Origin of the sequence: Pseudomonas sp. TNT3, assembly GCF_010095445.2 — a bacterium.
In the GTDB taxonomy this organism is placed as follows: Bacteria; Pseudomonadota; Gammaproteobacteria; order Pseudomonadales; family Pseudomonadaceae; genus Aquipseudomonas.
On record NZ_WFGV02000002.1, the window covers coordinates 210,408 to 233,474 of the forward strand.

The 23,067-nt window shown below is 59.5% G+C and carries 19 protein-coding genes; 9 read left to right on the forward strand and 10 right to left on the reverse strand.

What is annotated here, in order from left to right; genetic code table 11:
• Nucleotides 1–16: 16 nt before the first annotated feature.
• The gene (locus GBC55_RS02500) at nt 17–646 is read left to right on the forward strand and encodes a LysE family translocator (protein WP_162437635.1); all 630 of its coding nucleotides are present in this window, start codon (nt 17–19) and stop codon (nt 644–646) included.
• On the opposite strand, the gene GBC55_RS02505 is transcribed toward GBC55_RS02500, so the two are convergent.
• The 7 genes from GBC55_RS02505 to GBC55_RS02535 form a co-directional block, all read right to left on the reverse strand.
• Nucleotides 647–2,818 (reverse strand): hypothetical protein, encoded by a 2,172-nt coding sequence (locus GBC55_RS02505; protein ID WP_162437634.1) that lies wholly within the window; start codon nt 2,816–2,818, stop codon nt 647–649.
• Nucleotides 2,805–4,001 (reverse strand): DUF3142 domain-containing protein, encoded by a 1,197-nt coding sequence (locus GBC55_RS02510; RefSeq protein WP_162437633.1) that lies wholly within the window; start codon nt 3,999–4,001, stop codon nt 2,805–2,807. The genes GBC55_RS02505 and GBC55_RS02510 overlap by 14 nt, the downstream gene beginning before the upstream one ends.
• A gap of 84 nt (nt 4,002–4,085) precedes the next feature.
• Complete coding sequence (locus tag GBC55_RS02515; RefSeq protein ID WP_162437632.1) at nt 4,086–4,934, reverse strand: class I SAM-dependent methyltransferase; 849 nt, start codon at nt 4,932–4,934, stop codon at nt 4,086–4,088.
• Nucleotides 4,928–6,085, reverse strand: a complete 1,158-nt coding sequence (locus GBC55_RS02520) for an acyltransferase (RefSeq protein WP_162437631.1) — start codon at nt 6,083–6,085, stop codon at nt 4,928–4,930. Before GBC55_RS02520 ends, GBC55_RS02515 begins: the two co-directional genes overlap by 7 nt.
• Nucleotides 6,082–6,972, reverse strand: coding sequence for a class I SAM-dependent methyltransferase (locus tag GBC55_RS02525; RefSeq protein WP_162437630.1), 891 nt, complete (start codon nt 6,970–6,972; stop codon nt 6,082–6,084). Before GBC55_RS02525 ends, GBC55_RS02520 begins: the two co-directional genes overlap by 4 nt.
• Complete coding sequence (locus GBC55_RS02530; RefSeq protein WP_162437629.1) at nt 6,969–8,273, reverse strand: glycosyltransferase; 1,305 nt, start codon at nt 8,271–8,273, stop codon at nt 6,969–6,971. Before GBC55_RS02530 ends, GBC55_RS02525 begins: the two co-directional genes overlap by 4 nt.
• Nucleotides 8,267–9,892, reverse strand: coding sequence for a glycosyltransferase (locus GBC55_RS02535; protein WP_162437653.1), 1,626 nt, complete (start codon nt 9,890–9,892; stop codon nt 8,267–8,269). The genes GBC55_RS02530 and GBC55_RS02535 overlap by 7 nt, the downstream gene beginning before the upstream one ends.
• Nucleotides 9,893–10,319: 427 nt before the next feature.
• Here GBC55_RS02535 and GBC55_RS02540 point away from each other — a divergent pair, with 427 nt between their 5' ends.
• The 8 genes from GBC55_RS02540 to GBC55_RS02575 are packed head-to-tail and all read left to right on the forward strand — an operon-like array spanning nt 10,320 to nt 19,327.
• Nucleotides 10,320–11,234, forward strand: coding sequence for a GDP-mannose 4,6-dehydratase (locus GBC55_RS02540; protein ID WP_162437628.1), 915 nt, complete (start codon nt 10,320–10,322; stop codon nt 11,232–11,234).
• Entirely contained in the window at nt 11,231–12,202 is a 972-nt protein-coding gene (gmd, locus tag GBC55_RS02545) for a GDP-mannose 4,6-dehydratase (RefSeq protein ID WP_162437627.1), read from the forward strand. Before GBC55_RS02540 ends, gmd begins: the two co-directional genes overlap by 4 nt.
• 3 nt (nt 12,203–12,205) lie before the next feature.
• Nucleotides 12,206–13,648 carry a mannose-1-phosphate guanylyltransferase/mannose-6-phosphate isomerase gene (locus GBC55_RS02550; protein ID WP_162437626.1) on the forward strand — a complete coding sequence of 481 codons (1,443 nt, stop codon included), beginning with the start codon at nt 12,206–12,208 and terminating at the stop codon, nt 13,646–13,648.
• Nucleotides 13,649–14,446, forward strand: coding sequence for an ABC transporter permease (locus GBC55_RS02555; RefSeq protein WP_162437625.1), 798 nt, complete (start codon nt 13,649–13,651; stop codon nt 14,444–14,446).
• Entirely contained in the window at nt 14,446–15,708 is a 1,263-nt protein-coding gene (locus GBC55_RS02560) for an ABC transporter ATP-binding protein (protein ID WP_162437624.1), read from the forward strand. Before GBC55_RS02555 ends, GBC55_RS02560 begins: the two co-directional genes overlap by 1 nt.
• Nucleotides 15,705–17,081: a glycosyltransferase family 1 protein gene (locus GBC55_RS02565; protein WP_162437623.1), complete on the forward strand. Its 1,377-nt coding sequence runs from the start codon at nt 15,705–15,707 to the stop codon at nt 17,079–17,081. Before GBC55_RS02560 ends, GBC55_RS02565 begins: the two co-directional genes overlap by 4 nt.
• Entirely contained in the window at nt 17,065–18,195 is a 1,131-nt protein-coding gene (locus GBC55_RS02570; RefSeq protein ID WP_162437622.1) for a glycosyltransferase family 1 protein, read from the forward strand. The genes GBC55_RS02565 and GBC55_RS02570 overlap by 17 nt, the downstream gene beginning before the upstream one ends.
• Before the next feature lies 1 nt (nt 18,196).
• On the forward strand, nt 18,197–19,327 hold the full coding sequence (locus GBC55_RS02575) for a glycosyltransferase family 4 protein (protein WP_162437621.1): 1,131 nt from the start codon (nt 18,197–18,199) through the stop codon (nt 19,325–19,327).
• 24 nt (nt 19,328–19,351) lie between these two features.
• Here the strand turns inward: GBC55_RS02575 and GBC55_RS02580 are convergent, their stop codons facing one another.
• The 3 genes from GBC55_RS02580 to GBC55_RS02590 all read right to left on the reverse strand — a co-directional run bounded on the left by GBC55_RS02580 (nt 19,352) and on the right by GBC55_RS02590 (nt 23,056).
• Complete coding sequence (locus tag GBC55_RS02580; protein ID WP_162437620.1) at nt 19,352–21,382, reverse strand: pyridoxamine 5'-phosphate oxidase family protein; 2,031 nt, start codon at nt 21,380–21,382, stop codon at nt 19,352–19,354.
• 18 nt (nt 21,383–21,400) lie between these two features.
• Entirely contained in the window at nt 21,401–22,027 is a 627-nt protein-coding gene (locus GBC55_RS02585; protein ID WP_162437619.1) for a glutathione S-transferase, read from the reverse strand.
• A 126-nt stretch (nt 22,028–22,153) separates the two neighbouring features.
• On the reverse strand, nt 22,154–23,056 hold the full coding sequence (locus GBC55_RS02590) for a LysR family transcriptional regulator (protein ID WP_162437618.1): 903 nt from the start codon (nt 23,054–23,056) through the stop codon (nt 22,154–22,156).
• Nucleotides 23,057–23,067: the final 11 nt, after the last annotated feature.

The window sequence follows — 23,067 nt, forward strand, 5'->3', positions numbered from 1 at the left end:
GACGAACGGGTGCGACATGGATGGACTCTGGCTGTTTTTCATGGCGTTGGCGGTTGTGTTTTTGCTACCGGGACCGGACATGATTCTGCTTTTGCAAACCGGTGCGCGACAGGGCAAATCTGCTGCACTGGCGACCGCTATAGGCTTGGGCATCGCCCGAGGTTGCCATGTGGCGCTGGCGGCGTTGGGGCTGGCGGTGCTGTTCAAAACAGCGCCCTGGACGTTTGATGTGGTGCGGCTGGCGGGCGCTGCATATCTCTTATGGATGGGGATCCAATGCTTGCGAACCACCCTGCTGCCAAACCTCGACAGCAGCGTTACGGCACCCGCAAAGACGCGGTGGCGTGAGGCGATTCAGCGAGGGTTGCTCACTAACCTGCTGAACCCCAAGGCACTGTTGTTTTGCTCGGTACTGTTGCCGCAATTCATCGACCCTCACGCCGGGTCGGTGCTTGCGCAGTTCGCGGTACTCGGCGTGATGCTGGTCAGTGTCGGCTTGTTGTTCGACAGCGCATACGCGCTGGTCGGCGCTGCGATGGGCCGATGGTTGCAACGCAGTCCTTCGGCTCAACGCTTGCAGCAATGGGTGTTCGGCAGTTTGCTGATCGGCTTCGCGGTGCGACTCACCTTTGTTCAGCAAGCGTGATCAAGCTCGCGCCTTGCGTTTGCGGCGATTGATCAGCACCAGGGCCAGCGCGGTAAACGCCACGACCCCACCCATCTCCAGCCACTTCTTATAAGGCCGAAGCGTGGCGCGGATCGGGTCTATCGCCTGAGTCACGTAACGTCTGTCGGCCTTCTCGAAATCTGGATAAGGGCAACTTTCACCGAAGAACACCGCCCATTGCACATAGGGTCCTTCTTTAACGTAACGTTGATAGAAGGCTGTTTTTTCTTGCGGATCGGAATTCCATCCTGTTGCCGCACACAGTACCGCTGCGAAGGCTTGGCTGGTATGAGGCAGATTGTCGGCGGCGCGACTGGCCAGCGCATTGGCCACGTAGCGGTAGTGATAGCGCTTATCAGGTTGTGCGACGCTGGCATGCTGACGGTTCACTTCCTCTTGAGCCACCAGAGGGCCAACGTTCAGCTCGCTATTTTCAAGGCTGTAATTGCCGCCGAAGGTCGCGTAATCCGGGGACATTTCGTAGCCCAATAACTCCATGCCGTTGTAACGAGCGAGTTGGGCGGCATGAAAATAAGCAAAGGCCCGCTTGGTTGGCCACCACTTCGATTCGGCGTCGTTGCGCACCTCTGCATACCACTTGGCCGTGGCGTACAACCCGATACTGTCAAAATACACGGGCGCTTCGTCATAGCGCCCTTCCCGCAACAAGCGGCGCCCCAGCAGGTTACGCAACTTTGCAGAAACCGACAGAGGCGCGACATCGCTGTCCTCCTGACCGGAAGCGGTCATTGCATAGTCAATAAGATCCTGCTGACTGAAGGCTTTCGGTACCGGGACTTTCGTATCCACGTACTGCTTGAGTTCATCGACGGTCAACACGCGTTCAGCCACGGTGGCTGCATCGAGCCAGTAAATATCCCCGCTGTGATAGAGCTGATCGAACGCCTGCAGGTAATCACCGCGCTGCAATGCCAGAATCGCGCTTTCACCCTCGACCCGACATTTCGGCTGCAATGTTTCATAGTCGAATTCCGGCGTGCGTCGATCCCCCCAGGATTCGGTTTGCGGGAATGCCTGAGCCGCCTTTGCATACGCTGCGGCGGCAGCGACTTTATCCCCATCGCGCAGCGCCAGTTTCGCCCGTAGCCACCATGCTAATCCTCCGTCCCCTGCGTGCTCGAGGAACGCTTTGGCGCTGGCGTAATCACCTTGCTGATAATTGACCGCCGCCAGCCGATCAGCGTTCTCGAGGCTACCTCGCGTGCTGTTTTGCAGCAGTTTGATCAGTTTCAGTTCATTGGGTGGCTGATCACCAAATGACCAACCCAGACGGCTGATCAAGGACGCAGTCACCAGTTGCTGCACCGGTCTCCCCGTGAGCAACTGCGCTAACGGTTCTTCAGACATCGCGGCCAGTTCGGCGGTCAGCTGTTTCAATGAGCTGTAGCCCACCGGCGATCCATGGAGATTCTGTGTGGCATAGAGCTCGATGGCGCTGTTCCAGTCGCCCGCCGTTCGCGCCACACGAGCTTCTTCGCCGAGACTGGCGACACCCAGTTCCAGAGGATCACTGAAGCCGTCGATGCTTAACTGTCGGGTTTGCTGAAACGCCTCACGAGCCTGAGACAGAAGCTCTGAGGCCGCGTCCGTATCGGCGCCCATCGCGAACAGCGCGCGGCCCAGGGAGTACGCGGCCCATGTGCTTCGCAATGCTCGCTGATCCGCTGGAAGCGCCAGCACTTTATGGAAATATTCGGTCGCGAGCGGGAAATTCCCGGCGTTGAACGCTGCAGCGCCTGCCAGATACAACCTGAGTTCCGCCGGTAAGTTCGCACCCTGCATTTCGACCTGATGTGCATCCGTCAGCCCGCGAAGCTGTTTCACTATTGCCTGCTGGTCTTCGGTCAAACCCGCCAGCTCGGCTTGGCTCCGTTGCTCCACATAGTCCGCCCCATCGCCGTAGCCGACATCAGGTGTGCGGGTGGCAGCGGTGACATTCTTGAGCCCGGCAATGGCATGCCCGAGGCGGCTGATCTCGAGGCGGAAATTACCTTCCGGCAGCTCCGCCAAGGTCTGGGCACGATTGTCGAGCAGGCGCATCGGAAAGTCCGGCCCGCAGGCCAGTGCTGAACCCAGCGGTAAGCCAAGGCTCAAGCACAGGAGATGACGGGGCCAGTTACGGGTGAACATTTGAAGCTCCTTGATCGATTCGTGCGCAACGAGCCCAACCGATGGCGCGTTGTTCGCCGGCGAGTATGCGACCCTCGCTCAGGCGCGTGAAGGTCAGCACATCCGGAGTCTGTTGCAACGCATAACCTGCCAGCGCATCGGCACCTTCACAGTTTTTCACGGCAAGCGTTACACGCGAGGGCCAGGCTCCGTCGAGATTGCCCTGGTTGATCACGCTGATGTCATTGAGACCTTCTTGCGCTGAGAGATCGATCGTCAGCCGATGCTCCAACGCCTCACCCCGAGCCACAGCGCCCAAGGTCGTCAGGCTCCAGGCACGGCGGTCGTTTGCCAGCGGCAATCGGAACCAGATCAGGCCCGCCAGATGCGCCGGCGGATCGTCACGAAGATCACGAGCGAGCTCGCTGAGCTGTCGAGGGTCAGCCATCAACTCTCGGCGCTCCCCGACCTGCTCGAGGGTCACTTCACTTTCCACAACAGGTGCGCCCATGGTCTGTGGTAGCAAGGCAACACCATAGGCGGGAAGCGCAAGATAAAACGGCTTCGACGTCACACGGTTCCATTTCTCGACCCATTTTTTGGTCTGTTCCACGTGGAACAATCCACGTCTTGGATCACTTACCGCATGCACTTGCAACACGCTGCTGTCGACGGTCGCCAAGAGCGCCGGCAACTCAGGGCTGTCGAGCCAGGCTGGCAGCGCGGTAATGCTAAGCGGCAAGGAGGGAGGCAAGGCACTGCGCAAATCACTGAGAAATTTCTGATAATCCGGCAGACGAGCATTCCCTGCGTCGTGGTCGATTTCCACGCCAGTGACAGTCAACCCCTGCCCTTGCCAATCGTTGAGCAACTGCAGAATCTGCGCGGTGATTTCGGTCGGTTCGAGGGACTTGAGTTGACCATCGAGGCGAATAACCGCAATCAGCGGTCGCGCGTCCCGCTTGAGCAAACCAGGATCGATACGCGCCCTGCTCCAGCCTGCTTGAGGGAATGCCTGCAATGCCAATACGCGTAGGGTGGAAAATTCCGCGCGGCTGTCGCGCAACGCGATTTCGTGCGCCGGTGTCCATTGGCGCTGCCAGACATAGAGTTGCTGATCGAGCGGCGGTGCGTCGGGTTGTTCACAGCCATTGAGCAACAGCACCGAAAAGAAAATTGCCCATGGGCGCACGCGGGAAAACATAAAACACCTTGAGCAAAAGTGATTCTGTAGCAGCTGCCGAAGGCTGCTACAAGTTATTCATCGCGCATTGAAACGAGCAGGCGGCTACAGGTTTTCTCCCAAGGGCTTGCGCGCAATGATCACCTGGCTTTTCGCGACCACGGCATCCAGTGCCTGTTTGATCTGCGCGCCCCTTGGCGAAGCAAGAATGGCCTGCCAGGTATCGGCCCAGTGATTGAGCAACGGATGGTCAGCGTTGCTGAAATCAACCTTGGCTTCCCAGAACAACAGCATCCACATCGACCAGTAAAACCCGTATTGGCTGTGGCTGATCACCTCCAGTCCAGCGTCGCTCACCATGGCTTTGAACTGCTCTTCGCTGATGATGCGAATGTGGTTGGGCTTCTGGAAATACTCAGGAGCCGCAATGTCTTTCTGCAGGTCTTCGGAACTCGGGTGCGGACAGCTGAGCAGGTACAGCGCACCGGGTTTGCCAACACGCACCAGTTCAGCGAGAAACTGCGCTGGGTCGTCAACGTGCTCGATGACCTCAGTCGACACGACGCGCGTGGCGGTCTCGTCGGCGATAGGCAGCGGGTTGCAGTCGGTGACATGGCACTCAACACCCCGAGCCGGTGTATCACTCAGTCGCTGACGCGTTGCTTCGACCTTGGACGCGTCGATGTCGGCGATGATGATCTTCGCCCCGCGCATTGCGCAGAAGTGCACGTTGCCGCCGTCACCGCAGCCAACGTCCAGCAAAGTGTCCTCGGGCGTCACCGGAAAACCGGTGAACAGTTCGCCGGTTTCCTGATTGAACCAGCCACTGAGCATCGCGTCATGCAAGCCGAGCATGTATGGATCAACCTTCTCCGGTGCGGGCACGACGGGTGCCACAACGGGTGGCACGGGAGCGGGCGTACCCGCCGTGAGTTTCTTCAAAAGGCTCAGCATGAGGTAGCTCCAGAGGAAGGGACGGCGGTTCGGGACAGGCTCAAGCGCTGCACCAGCGAGGCGCCTCTGTTACGCATGGGCATTTCGACGAAGCGATAGTTGAGTTCGCTCAACAGCGCGATCAGGCCGAACGCAATCAGCAATGTCAAAACAGGATGGCCCGCCGGGCTCGGCAGGTTCGCGGCCTGCAAACGGAAAATCACTTCACGTACCAGCAGGTAAGCCGGAATGTGGATCAGGTAGATCCCGTAAGAGCGGCTACCGACCCACGTCATCAGGTTCTTGAACAGCCCGCGAGGCATCAGGTAATCGCGATTGTAGGAAGCAATCCACACCAGCAGCGCACACAACAGCGCAATCACACCGATGCGGTAACTGGTGAAAGTGAAACGGTCGGTGGCCATGAAACTGAGCGCCAACGACACCCCTATCAACGTCGATAACCCGGCCCACGGACGACGCAGAAATGCCGGTTCCCAGCGCAGGTATGACGGCTGCGAACTCCACATCGCCAACAGCACGCCGAGGGCTAAAGCGTCGGTTCGGACCACCATCAATATCGGCGTGCGCAAGGTGAACAACTGCACGGCGACCAAGGCGAGCAACGCCCAGACCAGATGCTTGCGACATACCAGAATCAGCAACGGGAACAGCAAGTAGAACTGCTCTTCCAGGGACAGGCTCCAGTACACAAAACTGGTGCCGTACTCGTAGTGGTAGAAGCTGTCGGCGAAACGGAAATTGGCGTATTGCGCAACACCCGCCAACGTCGCCTGCAGATTCGCGTGCAGCGTGCCGAACGCACCGGAGCGGTTGAGAAAAATACACGCCAGCAACATCAGCGCCAGCCACAGCCACGCCGACGGCAACAAGCGAAACGCCCGTCGCAACCAGAAATTACGCGTCTGCTGCCAGTACTCCTGACGGGTGCTGCAACCTTGTAATGCCGGTATCAGACTGCGCGCGATGACGAAGCCCGAAATAGCGAAAAACAAATCGACGCCCCACCAAGGCTGGGCGTACAGGGTGATGGCTTGCAGCAACGGTACGCTGGCGGCAAACAGACTGTCCTGCAAGTGATGAAACAACACGCCCAGCACCGCAATACCGCGCAGCAGCTCAATGTCCATGATGCGTTTTTCGTTGCTCATGACGTCCTCCTGGACGCAGTCTCGGTTGCCAGTGGCTTGCGAGCGATGATCACCTGACTCTTGGGCATGAACTCGTCGAGCATCTGCTTGATGGCCAGCCCGTTGGGTTGAACCAAGAGGTCTTGCCAGGTCTTCGCCCAGCTCTCCATCAACGGTGGATACGGCGCCTGAATCCGGTCACGCACGGCACCACCCACATCACGTCCGGCGGCCCGTTCACTGGCCCAGAAAAAGATCATGCCCATGACCCAGAAAAAACCGGTGGCCTGACGATGCTCGATCACCAGGCCGGCCTCTTCGACCAGAGCAGCGAACCGCTCGGGGGTAAAAATCTGCACATGGTTGGGGGACTTATAGTAGCTGGCCGGAGCGATGCCCTTTTGCAGATGCTCACCCACCGGCGCCGGAACGCTCAGCAAGTAAAGCGCACCGGGCCGGCCCATCCGCACCAGTTCCGCCATGAAAGGTTCTGGCTGATCGATGTGCTCAAGCACTTCCATGCACACCACTTTGCTCGCGCAACCGTCGGCCAGCGGCAACGGCAAACTGTTACTGACGAGGCCCAGATTCGGTTTGTCCGATTGCGCTTCCACTTGCCGGGCGAGGTCACGAACCTTGTCGTGTTCACTGTCGGTGAAAATCACCGACGCGCCCTGGCGCACTGCAAACAACGTCGCCACGCCTTCGCCGCAACCAACATCGAGCAAGGTGTCATCAGCGGTAATGGCAAAGCCCTTGAGCAGTTCGCCGTTGTCACCGAGAAACCAGCCATCGAGCATCGCATCGTACAAACCGACGTCACGAGGCGACACAGGACTGTCGGGAATTGCCACGGGCAACGGCGCCGGCGGCGCGGGTCGCCACTTTGCCAGCAGACGCCGAATCATGCGCCGGACACGTGCGAGGTAGGCGATTTGCGATGCTCCAGCAACTGTTCAAGAAACACCTTCAGACGCAGTTCGGCGCTGGCCTGACTGCAAAAACCCTTCAGCCTGTGGACCGCATGGGCCGACATCCTTTCATAGCGTTCGACGTCGTGTTTGGCGACGTCGTAGCTGGCGCGATAGGCCGAGCACAGCGAGTCCCAGTCAGTGACGTACCGCAGGGTGCGATAAGCCACTCGGGGATCGTGGGGCCAGGCGGTCAGCTCGTCGGTGGAGTCGACAATGAACGCATTCTCGCTGTCGACATAGTCGGCCATGGCCGTGTTCAGAGGGGCGATTGCCGGTTTGCCGCAGGACATGAATTCCATCAGCGGCAAACATTGCCCTTCACCGTAGGAACAATTGACGACATAGCTGGTGGCCTCGACCAGGCGTTCGTAATCGACATCCGCCAGATAGCCATGGATCAGCACGATGCGGCACTGATAGGACTGATTTTTATAAACGTGGTGCAGCATGTCGTTCAGCGCGTCGGCGATGTCATGATGAGTGAGCTTGAGAACCAGGGTTGCATCCGGCACGTCGCGGAACGTGGTGCAGAACGCGCTGATCATGTCCTTCCAATTCTTGCGCCCGTCATACGGATTGAACACCGAGGTGTAGATCACTCCCTCAAGCAGCAGCTCATGATCAAGCGGCGGTCCGTCAAAAACGATGGGGGTGCCCTCACGCAAGCGTTCAGGCCCGTAAGGCCGAACGTCTGCGGTGCGGCTGTCGATCAGCAACCCTCGCAGATTAAGACGGATGTCCTGCGCGACCGGGCGCTTTTCCAGTTGCTCGCCCAGCGCAGCGAAGCGATCCCAGACTGGCGCCGGAATGGCGCTGATCGGGTAGTCAGATCCCATCGCATTCCGGACAGCGTTCACGGTGTAACTTGAATGGGTGATGGCCGTGCCGCTGGACGCCAACACCACTCGCCAGTCATGCCGGGGTTCTCCTTGCCAGCTCTCGGTGGGAATGGTGCTGAACTCCCAGGCGAACACGGGAATCGTCGGGCACGCGTAGTGAGTCGGCGTGAGGTGCGGCGGTGAGAAAGACAAGAACACGCAGTCCTCGCCCCTGCTCTGGCAATCGAAATACAACCGGTCAACCAGCTCGTCCGGGTCGCTGACTTCGATCACTTGCCCCAGTCGCTCCAGCACCGGCCGAAACTCCTTGAGGACGAAGTAATAGCTGTACTCGGGCCGTCCCAGGTTCTGCTGGATATTGCTCTTGTTGGTTTCCGAATGAATGATGATCAGCATGATGCAGTCCCCGCTTCGACAACCGCTGGGGTGATTTCGCTGACAGGCGGCTTGCCGAAAAACTGCGCCAGACGCTGCTGCACCGGTGCAAAGCTGCAGTAGTCGCGCATGCGCTCATTGGCGGCTTCAGCCATGGCGTGCCAAGCCTCTGGCCGATGTTTGGCCATGGCGTAGCTGTCCTCGTAAGCGGCTTTCAATGAGCCCCAGTCCGGGCGATGGCGCAAGGTGCGATAGAGGATGCGTGCATCTTCCGGCCAGATCGTGGGCTCCTGGCTGGACTTGACGACGAAGGCCACGCGGTCGTCGATGTAATCGCGCATTGCCGTGTGGTCTGGCGCGATTACTGGTCGGGCGCAGGACATGAATTCCATCAATGGCAGGCACAGGCCTTCGCAGCGTGAAGCGTTGACGTAGAAACTCGCCGCGCCATAGAGCCGGGCAAATTCCTCGTCCTGCAGATACCCGTGCATGACCACCACACGACAGGCAAACGGGGACAGCCGCGAAAGCAAAGTCATGAGTTCGACGTAATAGGTCGACAGATCGTTGTGGGTCATCTTCAACACAAGCGTGGCGTCTTGCGCATCACGCAACGCCCAGCAAAATGCAGTGATCAGGTGGTGCCAGTTCTTGCGGCCATCATCCGGGTTGAACACGCTGACATAGACGACGCCACTGACTTCGATCTCGACCGTTTCACTGGCAGGGGGCAACGTCTGTTCCGGCGTTTCGAGCACCTCCTCAATGATCGGTGCTTCCACCGGTTCCGGATCAAGTGCCTGCGGTGGTGGCGACCTCCGGAGCCTGGCCAGCAATGGACGCACAGCGTCCGGGACCAGATCACGCACAGCTTCGCGGTACCACATCAGCAGGTTATGTTTGAGCAGGTACGGCACCGAGTGCTCACTCTCGGCCGACAGCGCCCGGTAGGCTTCACGCATGTAGTGCCGAGTGATGAACAGACGGCGCCGAACGGTGAGTGGGGGCGGTGCCGGAGGCTCAACTTCTGGTTCTGGTTCTACGATTTCCGGTAGCGGCACGTCGACAACCGGTGCAATCAGGCCATCGGCGGACAAGCCCATTGAATGGCTATCGAGGATACAGCCCTTGATTTGCAACGTGGTGCCAGGATTGATCGGCGTACCCGGATACTGCTGACGGATATCGGCAAAGCGTTCCCACAACGGCGTGGGCAAGACCAGCACCGGAAAGTCTTCACCCAATGTTCGGCGGATGGCTTCGGCGGTGTGGGTGGACAAGGTGATTACCCGGCCCAGCCGCGCCAACGTCTGGCTCCAGTCGTGGCGTGGATCGTTGTCCCAGTACTCGGCGGGTATGCTGTCGAACTCCCAGGCGACCACGCACACCATCGGGCATTGCAGATTGGTGGGGGTCTTGTGCGGGGGAGAGAACGAAATGAACAGGCTGTCCTGACCGGCCTGTTGCAGCTGCCGGAACAGCGGATCGACGTCCGCGGGCGACGAGACGACATGAACCTGCCCCAGGCTTTCGAACAGCGGTCGATAGGCCTTGAGCACAAAGTAGTAACTGTATTCCGGCCGGCCGAGACTCTGGCTGATGGAGCTATCGTTGACGTCGGAGTAAAGAATGAAATTCATGGCATCCCACGGTGAAATCGCCATCCCGGCAACCTCACGCTATGACGGTGAAGCCACGGATCGGGACAGCGTTGCTGTCCTCGTCCATCGTCTTCATGCCCGCCTTCGTTCTTGTTTTAGTGGTCAGTTTCTCGCCGTTTCAGAGTGGCGTTACCGAGCTCTGGATAATCATGGCGAGGGGCATTCTAAACACATCCGTTGAGGATTCGTGAACCGCCCGGCGAGAATAAATAGGGCTACGCTAACGAGAACTGACCGGTCACGGATGGACTTGTTGAAATTGCCGCGCAATTGGCACAGATTGGCTACCAAACAACTACAACAAATCATTTCGCCTGTCTTTGGACCAAGGAAGCCACACGATCCTTCAGACATCTCCGCATAGCCAATGGGGAATGGCCGAAATGTATGACCAAGGGGCTGCTGTTTGAAAAAGCGTCTGTTCGTTACGGGTCTGACTGGATTCGTAGGACAACACATCCAATCGCGTCTGCTGGCGAATACCTCGGATTGGGAGCTTCTGTCCGTCCCTTGCCGATACGATCTCAGCGAGCCGACAAGCCTCGAAGGCTTGTGGCCGCAAATGCCCGATGCGGTCATTCACCTCGCCGGACAGACCTTCGTTCCCGAAGCGTTTCGTGATCCTGCACGCACGCTGAACATCAACCTGCTGGGCACGCTCAACCTGCTCCAAGGCCTCAAGGCCCGAGGCTTCACCGGCACGTTTCTGTACGTCAGCTCCGGTGACGTGTACGGCCAGGTCAGCGAAAACCAACTGCCCATCACCGAACTGCAACCGCCCTGCCCGCGCAACCCTTATGCCGTGAGCAAACTGTCGGCGGAATTCCTGAGCCTGCAATGGGGCTTGAGTGAAGGCTGGCCGGTACTGGTCGCCCGCCCGTTCAACCACATCGGGACAGGCCAGAAAGACAGCTTCGTCATTGCCAGCGCCGCGCGCCAGATCAGCCGGATCAAGCAAGGCCTGCAAGCCCCGCAACTGGAAGTCGGCGACATCGACGTCACCCGCGATTTTCTCGACGTGAGCGATGTGGTGTCGGCCTACCTGGCGCTGCTGGAAAAAGGCACTCCGGGGCAGGTCTACAACATTTGCTCGGGCCGTGAGCAAAGCATCCGCAGCTTGATCGAACAATTGGGCGACCTTGCCCAGGTCGACATTCAACTGATTCAAGACCCTGCACGACTACGCCGCGCGGATCAGCGTCGGGTGTGCGGCAGCCCTGCCAGGCTCGTCCAGACCACAGGCTGGACACCTGAAATCACAACACAACAAACCCTGCGGGCGATCCTGTCCGACTGGGAGAAACGGGTAAGACAAGAATGACAAAAAGTGCACTGATCACAGGGATCACCGGCCAGGATGGCGCTTATCTGGCCAAACTGCTGCTGGACAAAGGATATAAAGTCCATGGCCTGGTAGCGCGTCGCAGCAGCGATTCGCGCTGGCGTTTGCGTGAGATGGGGGTCGAGGCCGATATCGTTTACCTGGACGGTGACATGGCCGATGCCTGTTCGGTGCAGCGCGCGGTTATCAAGTCGGCCCCGGACGAGGTGTACAACCTGGCAGCGCAGAGCTTTGTCGCCGCCTCCTGGGATCAACCCGTCACCACCGGCATCGTCGATGGTTTGGGTGTCACCCATCTGCTTGAAGCGATCCGCCAGTTCAGCCCGCACACACGTTTCTATCAAGCCTCCACCAGCGAAATGTTCGGCCTGATCCAGGCAGAACGGCAGGACGAAAACACACCGTTCTACCCTCGCAGTCCTTACGGCGTTGCCAAGCTGTACGGCCACTGGATCACGGTGAACTACCGCGAGAGCTTCAACCTGCACGCCAGCAGCGGCATCCTGTTCAACCACGAGTCGCCACTGCGCGGCATCGAGTTCGTCACCCGCAAGGTCACCGACGCCGCCGCCCGCATCAAGCAGGGCAAGCAGCACGAACTGAGCCTGGGCAACATCGACGCCAAGCGCGACTGGGGTTTTGCCGGCGATTACGTCGAAGCCATGTGGCTGATGCTGCAGCAGGACAAGCCCGATGACTTCGTGGTCGCCACCGGCGTGACCACGACCGTGCGTGAAATGTGTCGGATCGCTTTCGAACACGTCGACTTGAACTACCGTGACTTCGTGAAAATCGACCCGGCGTTCTTCCGCCCGGCCGAAGTCGAAGTACTGCTTGGTAATCCAGCCAAAGCGCAGCGTGTGCTGGGCTGGAAACCAAAAACCGACCTGGATACCTTGATCCGCATGATGATGGATGCGGACATGAAACGCGTCGCCAAGGAGTAGGCCATGCTGATACCCGTGATTCTTTCCGGCGGTGCAGGTACCCGGCTGTGGCCAGTCTCTCGTGAGGGCCATCCCAAGCCCTTCATGACACTGCCCGACGGCCAATCCTTGCTGGGCAAGACCTATCGGCGCGCAGCCAGCCTGCTCGACGGCTGGGGCGATATCGTCACGGTGACCAACCGCGACTATTACTTCCAGACCAAGGATCACTATCAGGATGCCCAACTCGGCCGGCATCGCGGGCACTTTCTGCTCGAACCCACAGGCCGCAACACTGCCCCGGCCATCGCCGCGGCCGCCCTCTCCCTGCAGGCGCTGCACGGTGACGAAGCGATCATGCTGGTCATGCCCGCCGACCACCTGATCGTCGATGAGGAAGCCTTCAAGCTTGCCGTCGAACATGCCGTGGCGCTGGCCAGCTCCGGACATCTGGTGACGTTTGGCGTGGTGCCGACCGCTCCGGAAACCGGTTTTGGCTACATCGAGACCGGCACGAGGCTGGACGAAAAAGGCGCGGCCACCGTGCAGCGCTTCGTCGAGAAACCGGACCTGCAAACCGCAACGCATTATCTTGAAAGCGGCAACTTCCTGTGGAACTCCGGGATGTTCTGCTTCTCGGTCGCCACCCTGCTTGCTGAACTCGAGATCCACGCCCCCGCGCTGCTGGAACAGACAAAAACCTGCATGGCCGCCAGCGTGCCGGTGGAAACCAGCTCAAGCCTGCAACAGGAACTGTCGCCCACGCTGTTCGCCGAAATCATGGATATTTCCATCGACTACGCGTTGATGGAGCGCTCCGAGAAAGTGGTCGTGGTGCCCGCCCGTTTCGACTGGAGCGACATTGGCTCCTGGGGCGCCGTCGCCGCGCTGGTACCGGCTGATGCGCAAAATAACCGCGCCGCCGGCGAAGCCATTTTCATCGACAGCCACAACAATTTCGTCCAGAGCGAAGACCGGTTGGTGGCGGCGGTGGGTGTGGAAAACCTGATCATCATCGACACCGCCGACGCGGTTCTGGTCGCCCACGCCGACCGTGCCCAGGATGTGCGCCGGGTGGCCAAGCAGCTCAAGGATAAAAAGCACGAAGCCTATCGGCTGCACCGTACGGTCAGCCGGCCATGGGGCACTTACACCGTGCTCGAGGAAGGCCCGCGCTTCAAGATCAAGCGGATCGTGGTCAAGCCTGGCGCCAAGCTGTCATTGCAAATGCACCATCACCGCAATGAACACTGGGTGGTGGTCGAAGGCATGGCCAAGGTCACCAACAACGGCACCGGCACCCATCTGGTGGCCAAGAACGAATCGACGTTTATTGCCGCGGGTCACAAGCATCGCCTGGAAAACCCTGGCGTGATCGACCTGGTGATCATCGAAGTGCAAAGCGGCGAATACCTGGGAGAGGACGACATCGTCCGCTTCGAAGATCAATACGGCCGGACGGTATGAATGCTGCGTAATCTTTACCAATCGTTGTGGAGTTACCGGGGATTTATCCTCGGCAGCGTCAAAAGAGAGTTTCAGGCGCGGTATCGCAACTCCCTGTTCGGTGCCTTGTGGACCGTGCTCAACCCGCTGTCGATGATCGTGGTCTACACGGTGATCTTTTCCACCATCATGCGCGCCCGGTTGCCAGGTGTGGATGACGGGTTGGCCTACAGCGTCTACCTGTGCGCCGGCTTGCTGACCTGGGGCCTGTTCGCCGAGATCACCACGCGCAGCCAGAGCATGTTTCTGGAAAACGCCAACCTGCTGAAGAAAATCAGCTTCCCGCGCATCTGCCTGCCGGTGATCGTGTTGATGAATGCCGGGATCAATTTCGCGATCATCCTGGGTCTGTTTCTCGGCTTTCTGCTGATCAGCGGACGACTGCCCGGCATGGCGTTGCTGGCGCTGGTGCCACTGCTGATTCTGCAGGTGATGTTCGCGGCGGGACTGGGGATGATTCTGGGTGTGCTCAACGTGTTCTTCCGCGATGTCGGGCAGTTCTTCGGCATCTGCCTGCAGTTCTGGTTCTGGCTGACACCGATCGTTTATCCATTGTCGATCCTGCCACCGGGCATCCAGCGCTTGATCGGGTTGAACCCGATGACGGCCCTGATGAACAGCTATCAGAACCTGTTCCTCTACAACCAATGGCCAAACTGGAACTCGCTGATCCCGCTGCTGGTCATCGGGCTGTTGTTCTGTGTGATGGGGCTGCGGCTTTTCCGCCAGCGTGTTGGTGAAATGGTGGATGAGCTCTGATGGGACATATACGCGTCAGTGGCCTGGGCAAGGCCTACAAGCAATACCCGAATCGCTGGAGCCGGTTGTTCGAATGGATGGTGCCGTTTTCCCGCACCCGCCATCACTTGCACTGGGTTCTGCAGGGCGTCGATTTCGAGATCCAGCCCGGCGAGGCGGTGGGCATCGTTGGCGTTAACGGCGCGGGCAAAAGTACCTTGCTGAAGATGATTACCGGCACCACCCAGCCGACCTGCGGGGAGATCCAGTTGAAGGGTCGAGTCGCAGCGCTGCTGGAGCTGGGCATGGGGTTTCACCCCGATTTCACCGGACGCCAGAACACCTTCATGGCCGGCCAGTTGCTCGGCATGCAGGTGGAAGAAATCGAAGCGCTGATGCCGGAAATCGAAAGCTTTGCTGAGATCGGCGAAGCCATGGACCATCAGGTTCGCACCTACTCCAGCGGCATGCAGATGCGCCTCGCCTTTAGCGTGGCCACGGCACGGCGCCCGGACATCCTGATCGTCGACGAGGCGCTGTCCGTGGGCGACGCCTACTTCCAGCACAAAAGCTTCGATCGCATCCGCAACTTCCGCAAGGCCGGCACCACGTTGCTGATCGTGTCCCACGACCGCTCGGCGATCCAGTCGATCTGCGACACCGCCATCCTCCTGGAAAACGGCCGCATGGCCATGCGCGGCAAGCCCGAAGAAGTGATGGACTATTACAACGCCATGCTGGCCCAGCGCGAGGGTCAGACGGTGCGTCAGGAGATGCTCGCCAACGGGCAGGTGCAAACCATTTCAGGCACGGGTGAAGCCGGCATCCTCAGCGTGCGCCTGCTCGACCCGCAGGGCCGCTCGGTGGAAGTGGCGGAAGTCGGACACGCGATGGTGCTGGAGGTGCAGGTCGAAGTCCGCCAGGACATCGAGCGGCTGATCCTCGGCTTCATGATCAAGGACCGCCTCGGCCAACCCATGTACGGCATCAATACCCATCGTGTGGACAAGGCGCTCACCGACCTGAAAGCGGGCGAGCGTGTGACCTACCGTTTTGCCTTCGACATGCGCCTGGGCAAGGGTAATTACTCGGTGGCCTTGAGCCTGTCGCGACTGGACTCGCACCTGGACCGCAATTTTGAATGGCGCGACTACGGGCTGGTGTTCCACGTGATCAACAATCGCCAGGAAGACTTCGTCGGCTGCTCGTGGCTGGAAGCGCAGACCAGCGTCACCCGCTCCAGCGACAAGGTCATCGAAAGTGATTCAGAGGTGCTGCAATGACCCGACTGTTGGTGGAGTGCACCTACGTCTTTGAACACCCTGATGCCAACTCGGGCATTCAGCGGGTCGTGCGCAATGTGATTCAGCAATTGCCAGCGGCAGACGCCCGGCGCGAGTGCATCCCGGTCGTGATGATCAATGGCTCGCTGTTCGAGGTAAAAAGCCTGGCGCCGTTGAAGTCGCCGAAGATGGACTTGATGGCGCTGCGGGTGAAGCTCGAGCAGATGGCCAATCTGTTCTGGCTGCGCCACCGCACCCTCGAAAGACGTCGCCCCTTCAGTGAATCGCGTCTTGCCCGTCGGGTGCTTTATGTGGGTTGCCGCCTCGCCGCATTTGCGTGCTTGAGCCTGCCGATACGTCTTCTCAACCGGGCGCTCAGAGGCCAAAAAATCCCTGAGCGCTGCGTGCCGTTGCAGCACCGTGCCGGTGATCAGCTGGTGCTGCTGGATTCGTCCTGGCACGCCAATTTCTTTCCCTTGGCCGAGCAGCTCAAGCGCGACGGGGTCGGCATCGTTTCGGTGATTTACGACCTGATTCCCCTGACCCATCCGCAGTTCTGCGATGCCGGGCTGGTGAAGGTGTTCAATGAATGGTTCGACTGGATCGCCCGCACCGCCGATGGCTATGTGGCGATCTCAACCACGATCCGCGATCAGGTGCGCCAGGAAATGGTCCGCCGGATCGGCGCGGCGCAGGTCGAGCAACGCTGGTTTGATTACTTCCACCTCGGCTCCGAACTCGACCTGAGCGACGCCCACTCGGCCGTCGATCAAGGCTTGCTGAACATGTTCAAGACACGCGAGCCGGTGTTCCTGATGGTCAGCACCATCGAGCCGCGTAAAAATCATGCCTACCTGCTGGACGCGTTCGAGCGTGCCTGGGCCGCAGGGTCCAAGGCACGGTTATGCATCGTCGGGAAGATTGGCTGGAAGTGCGAGGCCCTGGTCGATCGCATTCGCCAGCATCCCGAATTGAACCGCCGCTTGTTCATGTTCAACGGGCTGTCGGACAAGAGCCTGGAGCACGCCTATTCCCACGCGACGTCGCTGGTGTTCCCGTCCTACGTCGAAGGCTTCGGGTTGCCGCTGGTGGAGGCCATGCAACGAGGTCTGCCAGCCATGGCCAGCGACATTCCGGTGTTTCGCGAGATCGGCGGCGACTACATGGCGTACTTCAATCTCGCCGACCCGCAAAGCCTCGCGGACCTGGTGACCGGCATGGAGCGCAGCGGCGAGTTTCCTGCGGCCCTCAGCCTTGAAAACTGGCGGTGGCTGAGCTGGCGTGAAGCGAGTGCACAACTGGTCGAGCGCATCGAACGTAACCTGCACACCGAAGCGAAAGTGCTTGAGAGCCAGCATGCGAATTGCCCTTAACGCCCGCATCCTGCAGGCCCCGCGCACCGGCATCGGCCATTACGTCGCCGAGCTGGTGAGCGCCCTCGCCCATGAGCCGGATGTCGAACTGGCGCTGTTTCATGGCTGGGGCTGGAGTTCAGTGTTGCCCGAAGCGGCGATGCCGGGTTACTCGCGCCTGACGCCGCTGCTGCGACAAATTCCTGGGGCATACCAGGCGCGACGGTGGCTGGAACAGAGGCGTTTCGACCAAAATCAAACGCAGGGCATCGACCTTTATCACGAGCCGAGCCTGTGGCCGCTGGCGTTCAATGGTCCGACGGTCATCACGCTGCATGACCTGACGCACCTGCATTATCCCGACACCCAGCCACCGGCACGTCTTCGAGAAATCGAACGACGGCTGACCGATGGCGTACAGCGGGCCAGGCTGATTCTGACGGACTCGCAGTACGTCGCCGACGAGGCGCAAGCCTGTTTCGGACTGCCGGCAGAACGCTTTGTGGTCGCACCGCTGGGCGTGGCGGCACGGTTTCGGCCAAGAGCGCCCGAAGCCATCAATCAAGTACTCAAGGCCCATGGCGTCGAGGCGCGGGAATACTTTCTGTGCGTCGGCACGCTGGAGCCCCGTAAGAACCTGACACTGGCCCTGCGCGCCCACGCCCGACTTCCGGAAACCGTGCGCCAGCGTTTCCCGTTGCTGATCGCTGGAATGGCCGGCTGGCAGCGCGATCAATTCAATGACGAGCTGCGTGCATCCCTCGCCGCTGGCCAGGTGTGCTTGCTCGGCTACTTGCCCGATGAGGATCTGGCGCAGCTGTTGGCCGGCGCCCGGGCACTGGTCTTCCCTTCCCTGTACGAAGGGTTCGGCCTGCCGGTGCTGGAAGCCATGGCCAGCGGCACGCCGGTGATTCTGACTCGCCATTCGGCGATGCCGGAAGTCGCCGCAGACGCCGGCAATTACATAGAACCGGACGACCCGGACACCTTGCGCGATGCCATGACCCTGTTAATCGATGACCCGGCGCATTGGCAAGCCTGTCGCGAGGCGGGTTTGCAAAGAGCCAAGCTTTTTTCCTGGGAGCGTTGCGCGAAGGTCACGGCCCGCGCTTACCGCCAGGCTATGGGAGACTGATATGCGTGTTCTGCACTTTTACAAAACCTACTTGCCCGACTCCATGGGCGGCATCGAACAAGTCATCTTCCAGATGAGCGAAAGTGGCGCTCGCCACGGTGTGGAGAGCACGGTACTGACGTTGAGCAACAACCCGGCGCCGGGCGTTATACAGATACGCGAGCACCAGGTTCACCAGGCGAAGATGGATTTTCAACTGGCCTCCACCGGTTTCTCCTACAGCGTGTTCAAGCAGTTCCGCGAGTTGGCGGCAGAAGCCGACGTAATCAACTATCACTTCCCTTGGCCCTTTATGGACCTGGTGCATTTTGTAAGCGCCACCAAAAAGCCCTGCGTGGTGAGTTATCACTCCGACATCATTCGCCAACGCCATCTGCTCACGCTTTATCGTCCGTTGATGCGTCGATTCCTGGACAGCGCTGATCGAATTGTCGCGGCCTCCCCCAACTACTTTCACACCAGTGATGTACTCAAGGACTACCGCGAAAAGACCCGGGTCATCACCTACGGCCTGAACAAGGCAGGTTATCCACAGCCCGATACCGCGCGCACCGAACGCTGGCGCAAACAATTGGGTGACAAGTTCTTTCTCTTTGTGGGCGTGATGCGCTACTACAAAGGGCTGCACATCCTGCTCGACGCCATGCAGGGGCTGAATTATCCCGTGGTGATCGTGGGCGCAGGCCCTCTGGAAAAAGAACTCCACGCCCAGGCCAAAGCGCTCGGTTTGAAGAATCTGCATTTCCTCGGGTTCCTGGGTGATGAAGACAAAGTGGCGTTGCTGGAGTTGAGTTACGCGGTGGTGTTCCCGTCGCACCTGCGGTCCGAAGCCTTTGGTATCTCGCTGCTCGAAGGCGCGATGTTTGGCAAGCCGATGATCTCCAGTGAAATCGGCACCGGCACCAGTTACATCAACATCAACAACGAAACCGGGATCGTGGTGCCGCCCAGTAATCCACAAGCTTTTAGAGAAGCGATGCGTACGCTGTGGGAAAACCCGACGCTGGCTGCGCAAATGGGCGTGAAGGCGCAAGCCCGCTATCGGCAGTTATTTACGGCCGACGAAATGGGCCGTAAATGGGCGGCGTTGTATGAGGAGTTGTTGGCTGAGAAGTCGATGGCCTATGCCTGATTTTGAAGATTTGCGTTGATTGAGTTACAGGTCGAGCACCAAGGGTTGCGAACCTTGCGCAGGAACGGCGCAACAAATCAGCACATCGCCGTCATCCGGAAGCTCCGCAGGCACCTGTGGATAATTGACCTGACCGCTGATCAACCGCGTCTTGCAGGTCCCGCATGAGCCACCGCGGCAACTGAATTCCGGGCGCAACCCGCGACTTTCCGCCAACTCCAGCAGGCTGCCACCGTCAGGATGCCAGCGGGCTTCCTTGGCTGAGCGCTCGAAGACCACCGGAACTGAAGTGATCGCGGCCGGCGGTTGCTCGATGACCAATGCGTCGGGGTCGGGCTGACGGCGCAAGGTGGAGGGCCCGAAGGTTTCGGCATGAATCCTGGCATCGCGAATGTCCATATCGCGCAGGCTGTCGTACAAACCTTGGGTAAAACTGCCCGGACCGCAGAGGACAAAATCCAGCTGATCGTAGTCTTCCACTTCGAGAAGGGTTTTGATCAAGCCGGTGTCGATTCGTCCCGTCAGGTCAAAATCTTCGCCCTCTTTCACGTCCGCCTCGGGTTGGCTGAGCACCCGCAGTACCCGTACTGCATCGCCGGCGCCTTCCAGCAGCTGATCCAGCTCGGCACGAAAAGGCAGGTCGGCCAAGGTGCGTGAACTCTGGAACAACCACGTAGGCCGAATGTGCCGTGTGCGTAGGCCTTGATAGACCACCTCACGCAACATCGACAGCAACGGCGTTATGCCTACCCCGGCCGCCAATAGCACCAGCGGTCGACGTTCATGAGGCGCCACCGTGAAATGCCCCTGCGGTGTGCGAGCCTCCAACAGATCGCCAACGTTCACTTGTTCATGCAGGTGCGAGGACACCCGCCCTTCGCGTTTCACACTGATGCGGAAGAAATCATCTGACGGCGCGCTCGAAAGACTGTAGGTGCGGATGTGCACTTCTCCGTCGATATTGAACCGCAACGGCAAATGCTGCCCCGCCTGAAACACCGGTAACCCGGCACCATCGGCGGGTTCCAGATAGATCGAACGGATGTTGTGGCTTTGCGCTTCGATCCTTACCACCCGCATTGGCCGCCAACGATCGCCCAGCGCCTGGGCTTGCAGCCTTGCGGCAGCCTGTTCCCAAGTGCCGGTCATCAAACTGTTGGGTGAAACACCGTCAAAACGCCAGCGCAAAGCCAGCGCCGCGGGCCTGCGCACAACGCGCTCAACCTCGAATGTCCACAGGCGTTCAGCCCCTTGAAACGCCTCGACCTGCGGGCCTTCCAGAATGATTTCGGTACGACCGCTGAGGTGCAGCAGATCTCCCGAATTGAAGTCGATGAACAGCAAACCGGCTCGTGGATTGAGGAGCAGGTTGCCCAGGGTATTGAAGTGCAGATTGCCGGCGAAATCCGGAATCGTCAGAAGATTGCCCTGTACCTGTACGAAACCAGCCTGGCCACCGCGGTGGGAAACATCCACCGAGCGCTCCCCATCGACGTCGACGTAACTGGCAACGAAGAAGGTGTCGGCGTTGGCGATCATTGCCATTGCCGCTTCATCCAGACCGTTCAAATGTTCAACGGTGAGCGTCGCCGGGTCCGCCATCGGCACCGATCGAAACTGCCGCAGTTGGATGTACTGCGGGCAATTGCCGAAAGATTGGTCGACCGCGACATCGAAGCCGTCGCCCGTCATGGCATCGATACGCCCGTTAATGCGGTTACGGCGTCGGGTGTGCAGTTCAATGCCCAGCAGGCCGATTGCGGCGCCAGGCTTTAACTGCGCGGGGTCATCGAGAACCGGAACGCTATCGAAATGCAACGTGCCTGGCGCAGGTGAACGCGCGAAACCTGGTGGCCCTTCAAGGATGCTGGCCCAAGGGTTTCCTTGCGCATCGACTGCGCCGTACAGCATGAACGGCAGTTGCTGATAGAACATGCGGTGCTGGTCCGGCATCTCACGACGAATGACCTTACGCCCGAACGCCTCCATGCGCTCGGCGACACCGACGTGAGCCTGCAACTGTCTTTCGCCAGCGTGCCAGGGTGAACGGTCCATATGGGCTTCTCCCCTGCATCAGGCAGTGGTTTGCAAACCGGCGATGGTGCGCGGCATAGCGACAAAACCGGGCAAGGCTTCGACTCGGGCCAGCCAGGCGCGGACGTTGGCGTAATCATCGAGGGACACATTGCCTTCAGGCGCATGGGCAATGTAGCTGTAGGCAGCGACGTCGGCGATTGTAGGTTCGCTCCCGGCAAGCCAGGGCGTATCGGCCAGTTCGTGATCCATAACCTTGAGCAGGTCGTGAGCGCGAGTGATGGCTTCTTCCGCGTTGTATGGCGCACCGAACACCGTGATCAATCGAGCCCGGGCGGGACCAAAAGCAATTTGCCCAGCGGCGACCGAGAGCCAGCGCTGAACCTTCGCTGCCTTTACAGGATCGGTTGGCAACCAACGACCGTCCCCGTATTTCGTCGCCAGATACACCAGTATCGCGTTGGAATCAGCCAGGACCACGCCCTGATCATCCATTACTGGCACTTGCCCGAAGGGGTTGAGAGCGAGGTATCCCGGCTGCTTGTGCTCGCCCTTGGCCAGATCAACGAAGATCAGTTCGGTGGGCAGCTGTAGCAAGGACAGCATCAATTCGGCACGATGAGCATGGCCGGAACGTGGGAAGTTATAGAGCTTGATCGGTTGCATGGTCGTCTCCGAGGGAGAGGCGCCAGTAGATAGTTCAGCGCCGATGGCAGCCATCTTCCTTCAGTCACCAAAACAACAGAATAACCACCCAATGCAAACCATTATTTCAGCCAGTGAAATAATGATTTAGTCCTGCAAGGCTGGATGGTCGCGCAGTTCATTCACGGCAAAATCGACGAAACTGCGAATTCGCGCCGGCGCCTTACGTCCGCCCTGATAGACCACATGGATGGGCAATGGCGGTAGCTCGTACTGGGCGAGGACAACTTCCAGTTCACCAGCCGCCACCTGGCTTGCCACCTGATAGGACAACACCCGGGTAAGCCCCAACCCCAGACAGGCTGCACTGATTGCTGCCTGATTGGCCGTGACGATCAACCGCGGTTCCAGCCGAACGCTGAGCGAATTGCCCCCATCGAGGAAGGGCCACTGTCGCTGCTGACCCGTTGCAGATGTCGCTATCACCGGTAGCCGGGCAAGATCCTGCGGATGCAGTGGACGGCCGTTAGCTTCGAGGAATGCCGGTGAGGCGCAAATCACCCGGCGAACTTCTCCCACTCGGATTGCATGCTGGTTACTGTCGGCCAGCTCACCAATGCGCACCGCGACATCAACACCCTCTTCGACCATGCTGACGATTCGATCAACCAGCAGGGCATTAACGCTGACCTCTGGAAACCGGTTCAGGTACGCCACCATGATCGGCGTGACGAACAGGTCGCCGAACAGCACGGGGGCTGTAACCGTCAATTGCCCACGGGGTTGGGCATGACTGCCTGCTGCCGAATCTTCGGCTTCCTGCACTTCGGTGAGAATTCTCCGACAATCTTCCAGGTAACGCTGGCCCGCTTCGCTGAGGTGAACACTGCGGGTAGTGCGTGTCAGCAACTGAGTACCGATGCGTTTTTCCAGTGCGGCGACCGCGCGAGTCACACTGGCTGCAGACATGCCCAAATGCCGCGCTGCTGCCGAGAAGCCTTGCGCTTGGGCGACGGCGGCGAAGACCTGCATTTCCTGAAAGCGGTCCATGAAGGTTTGCT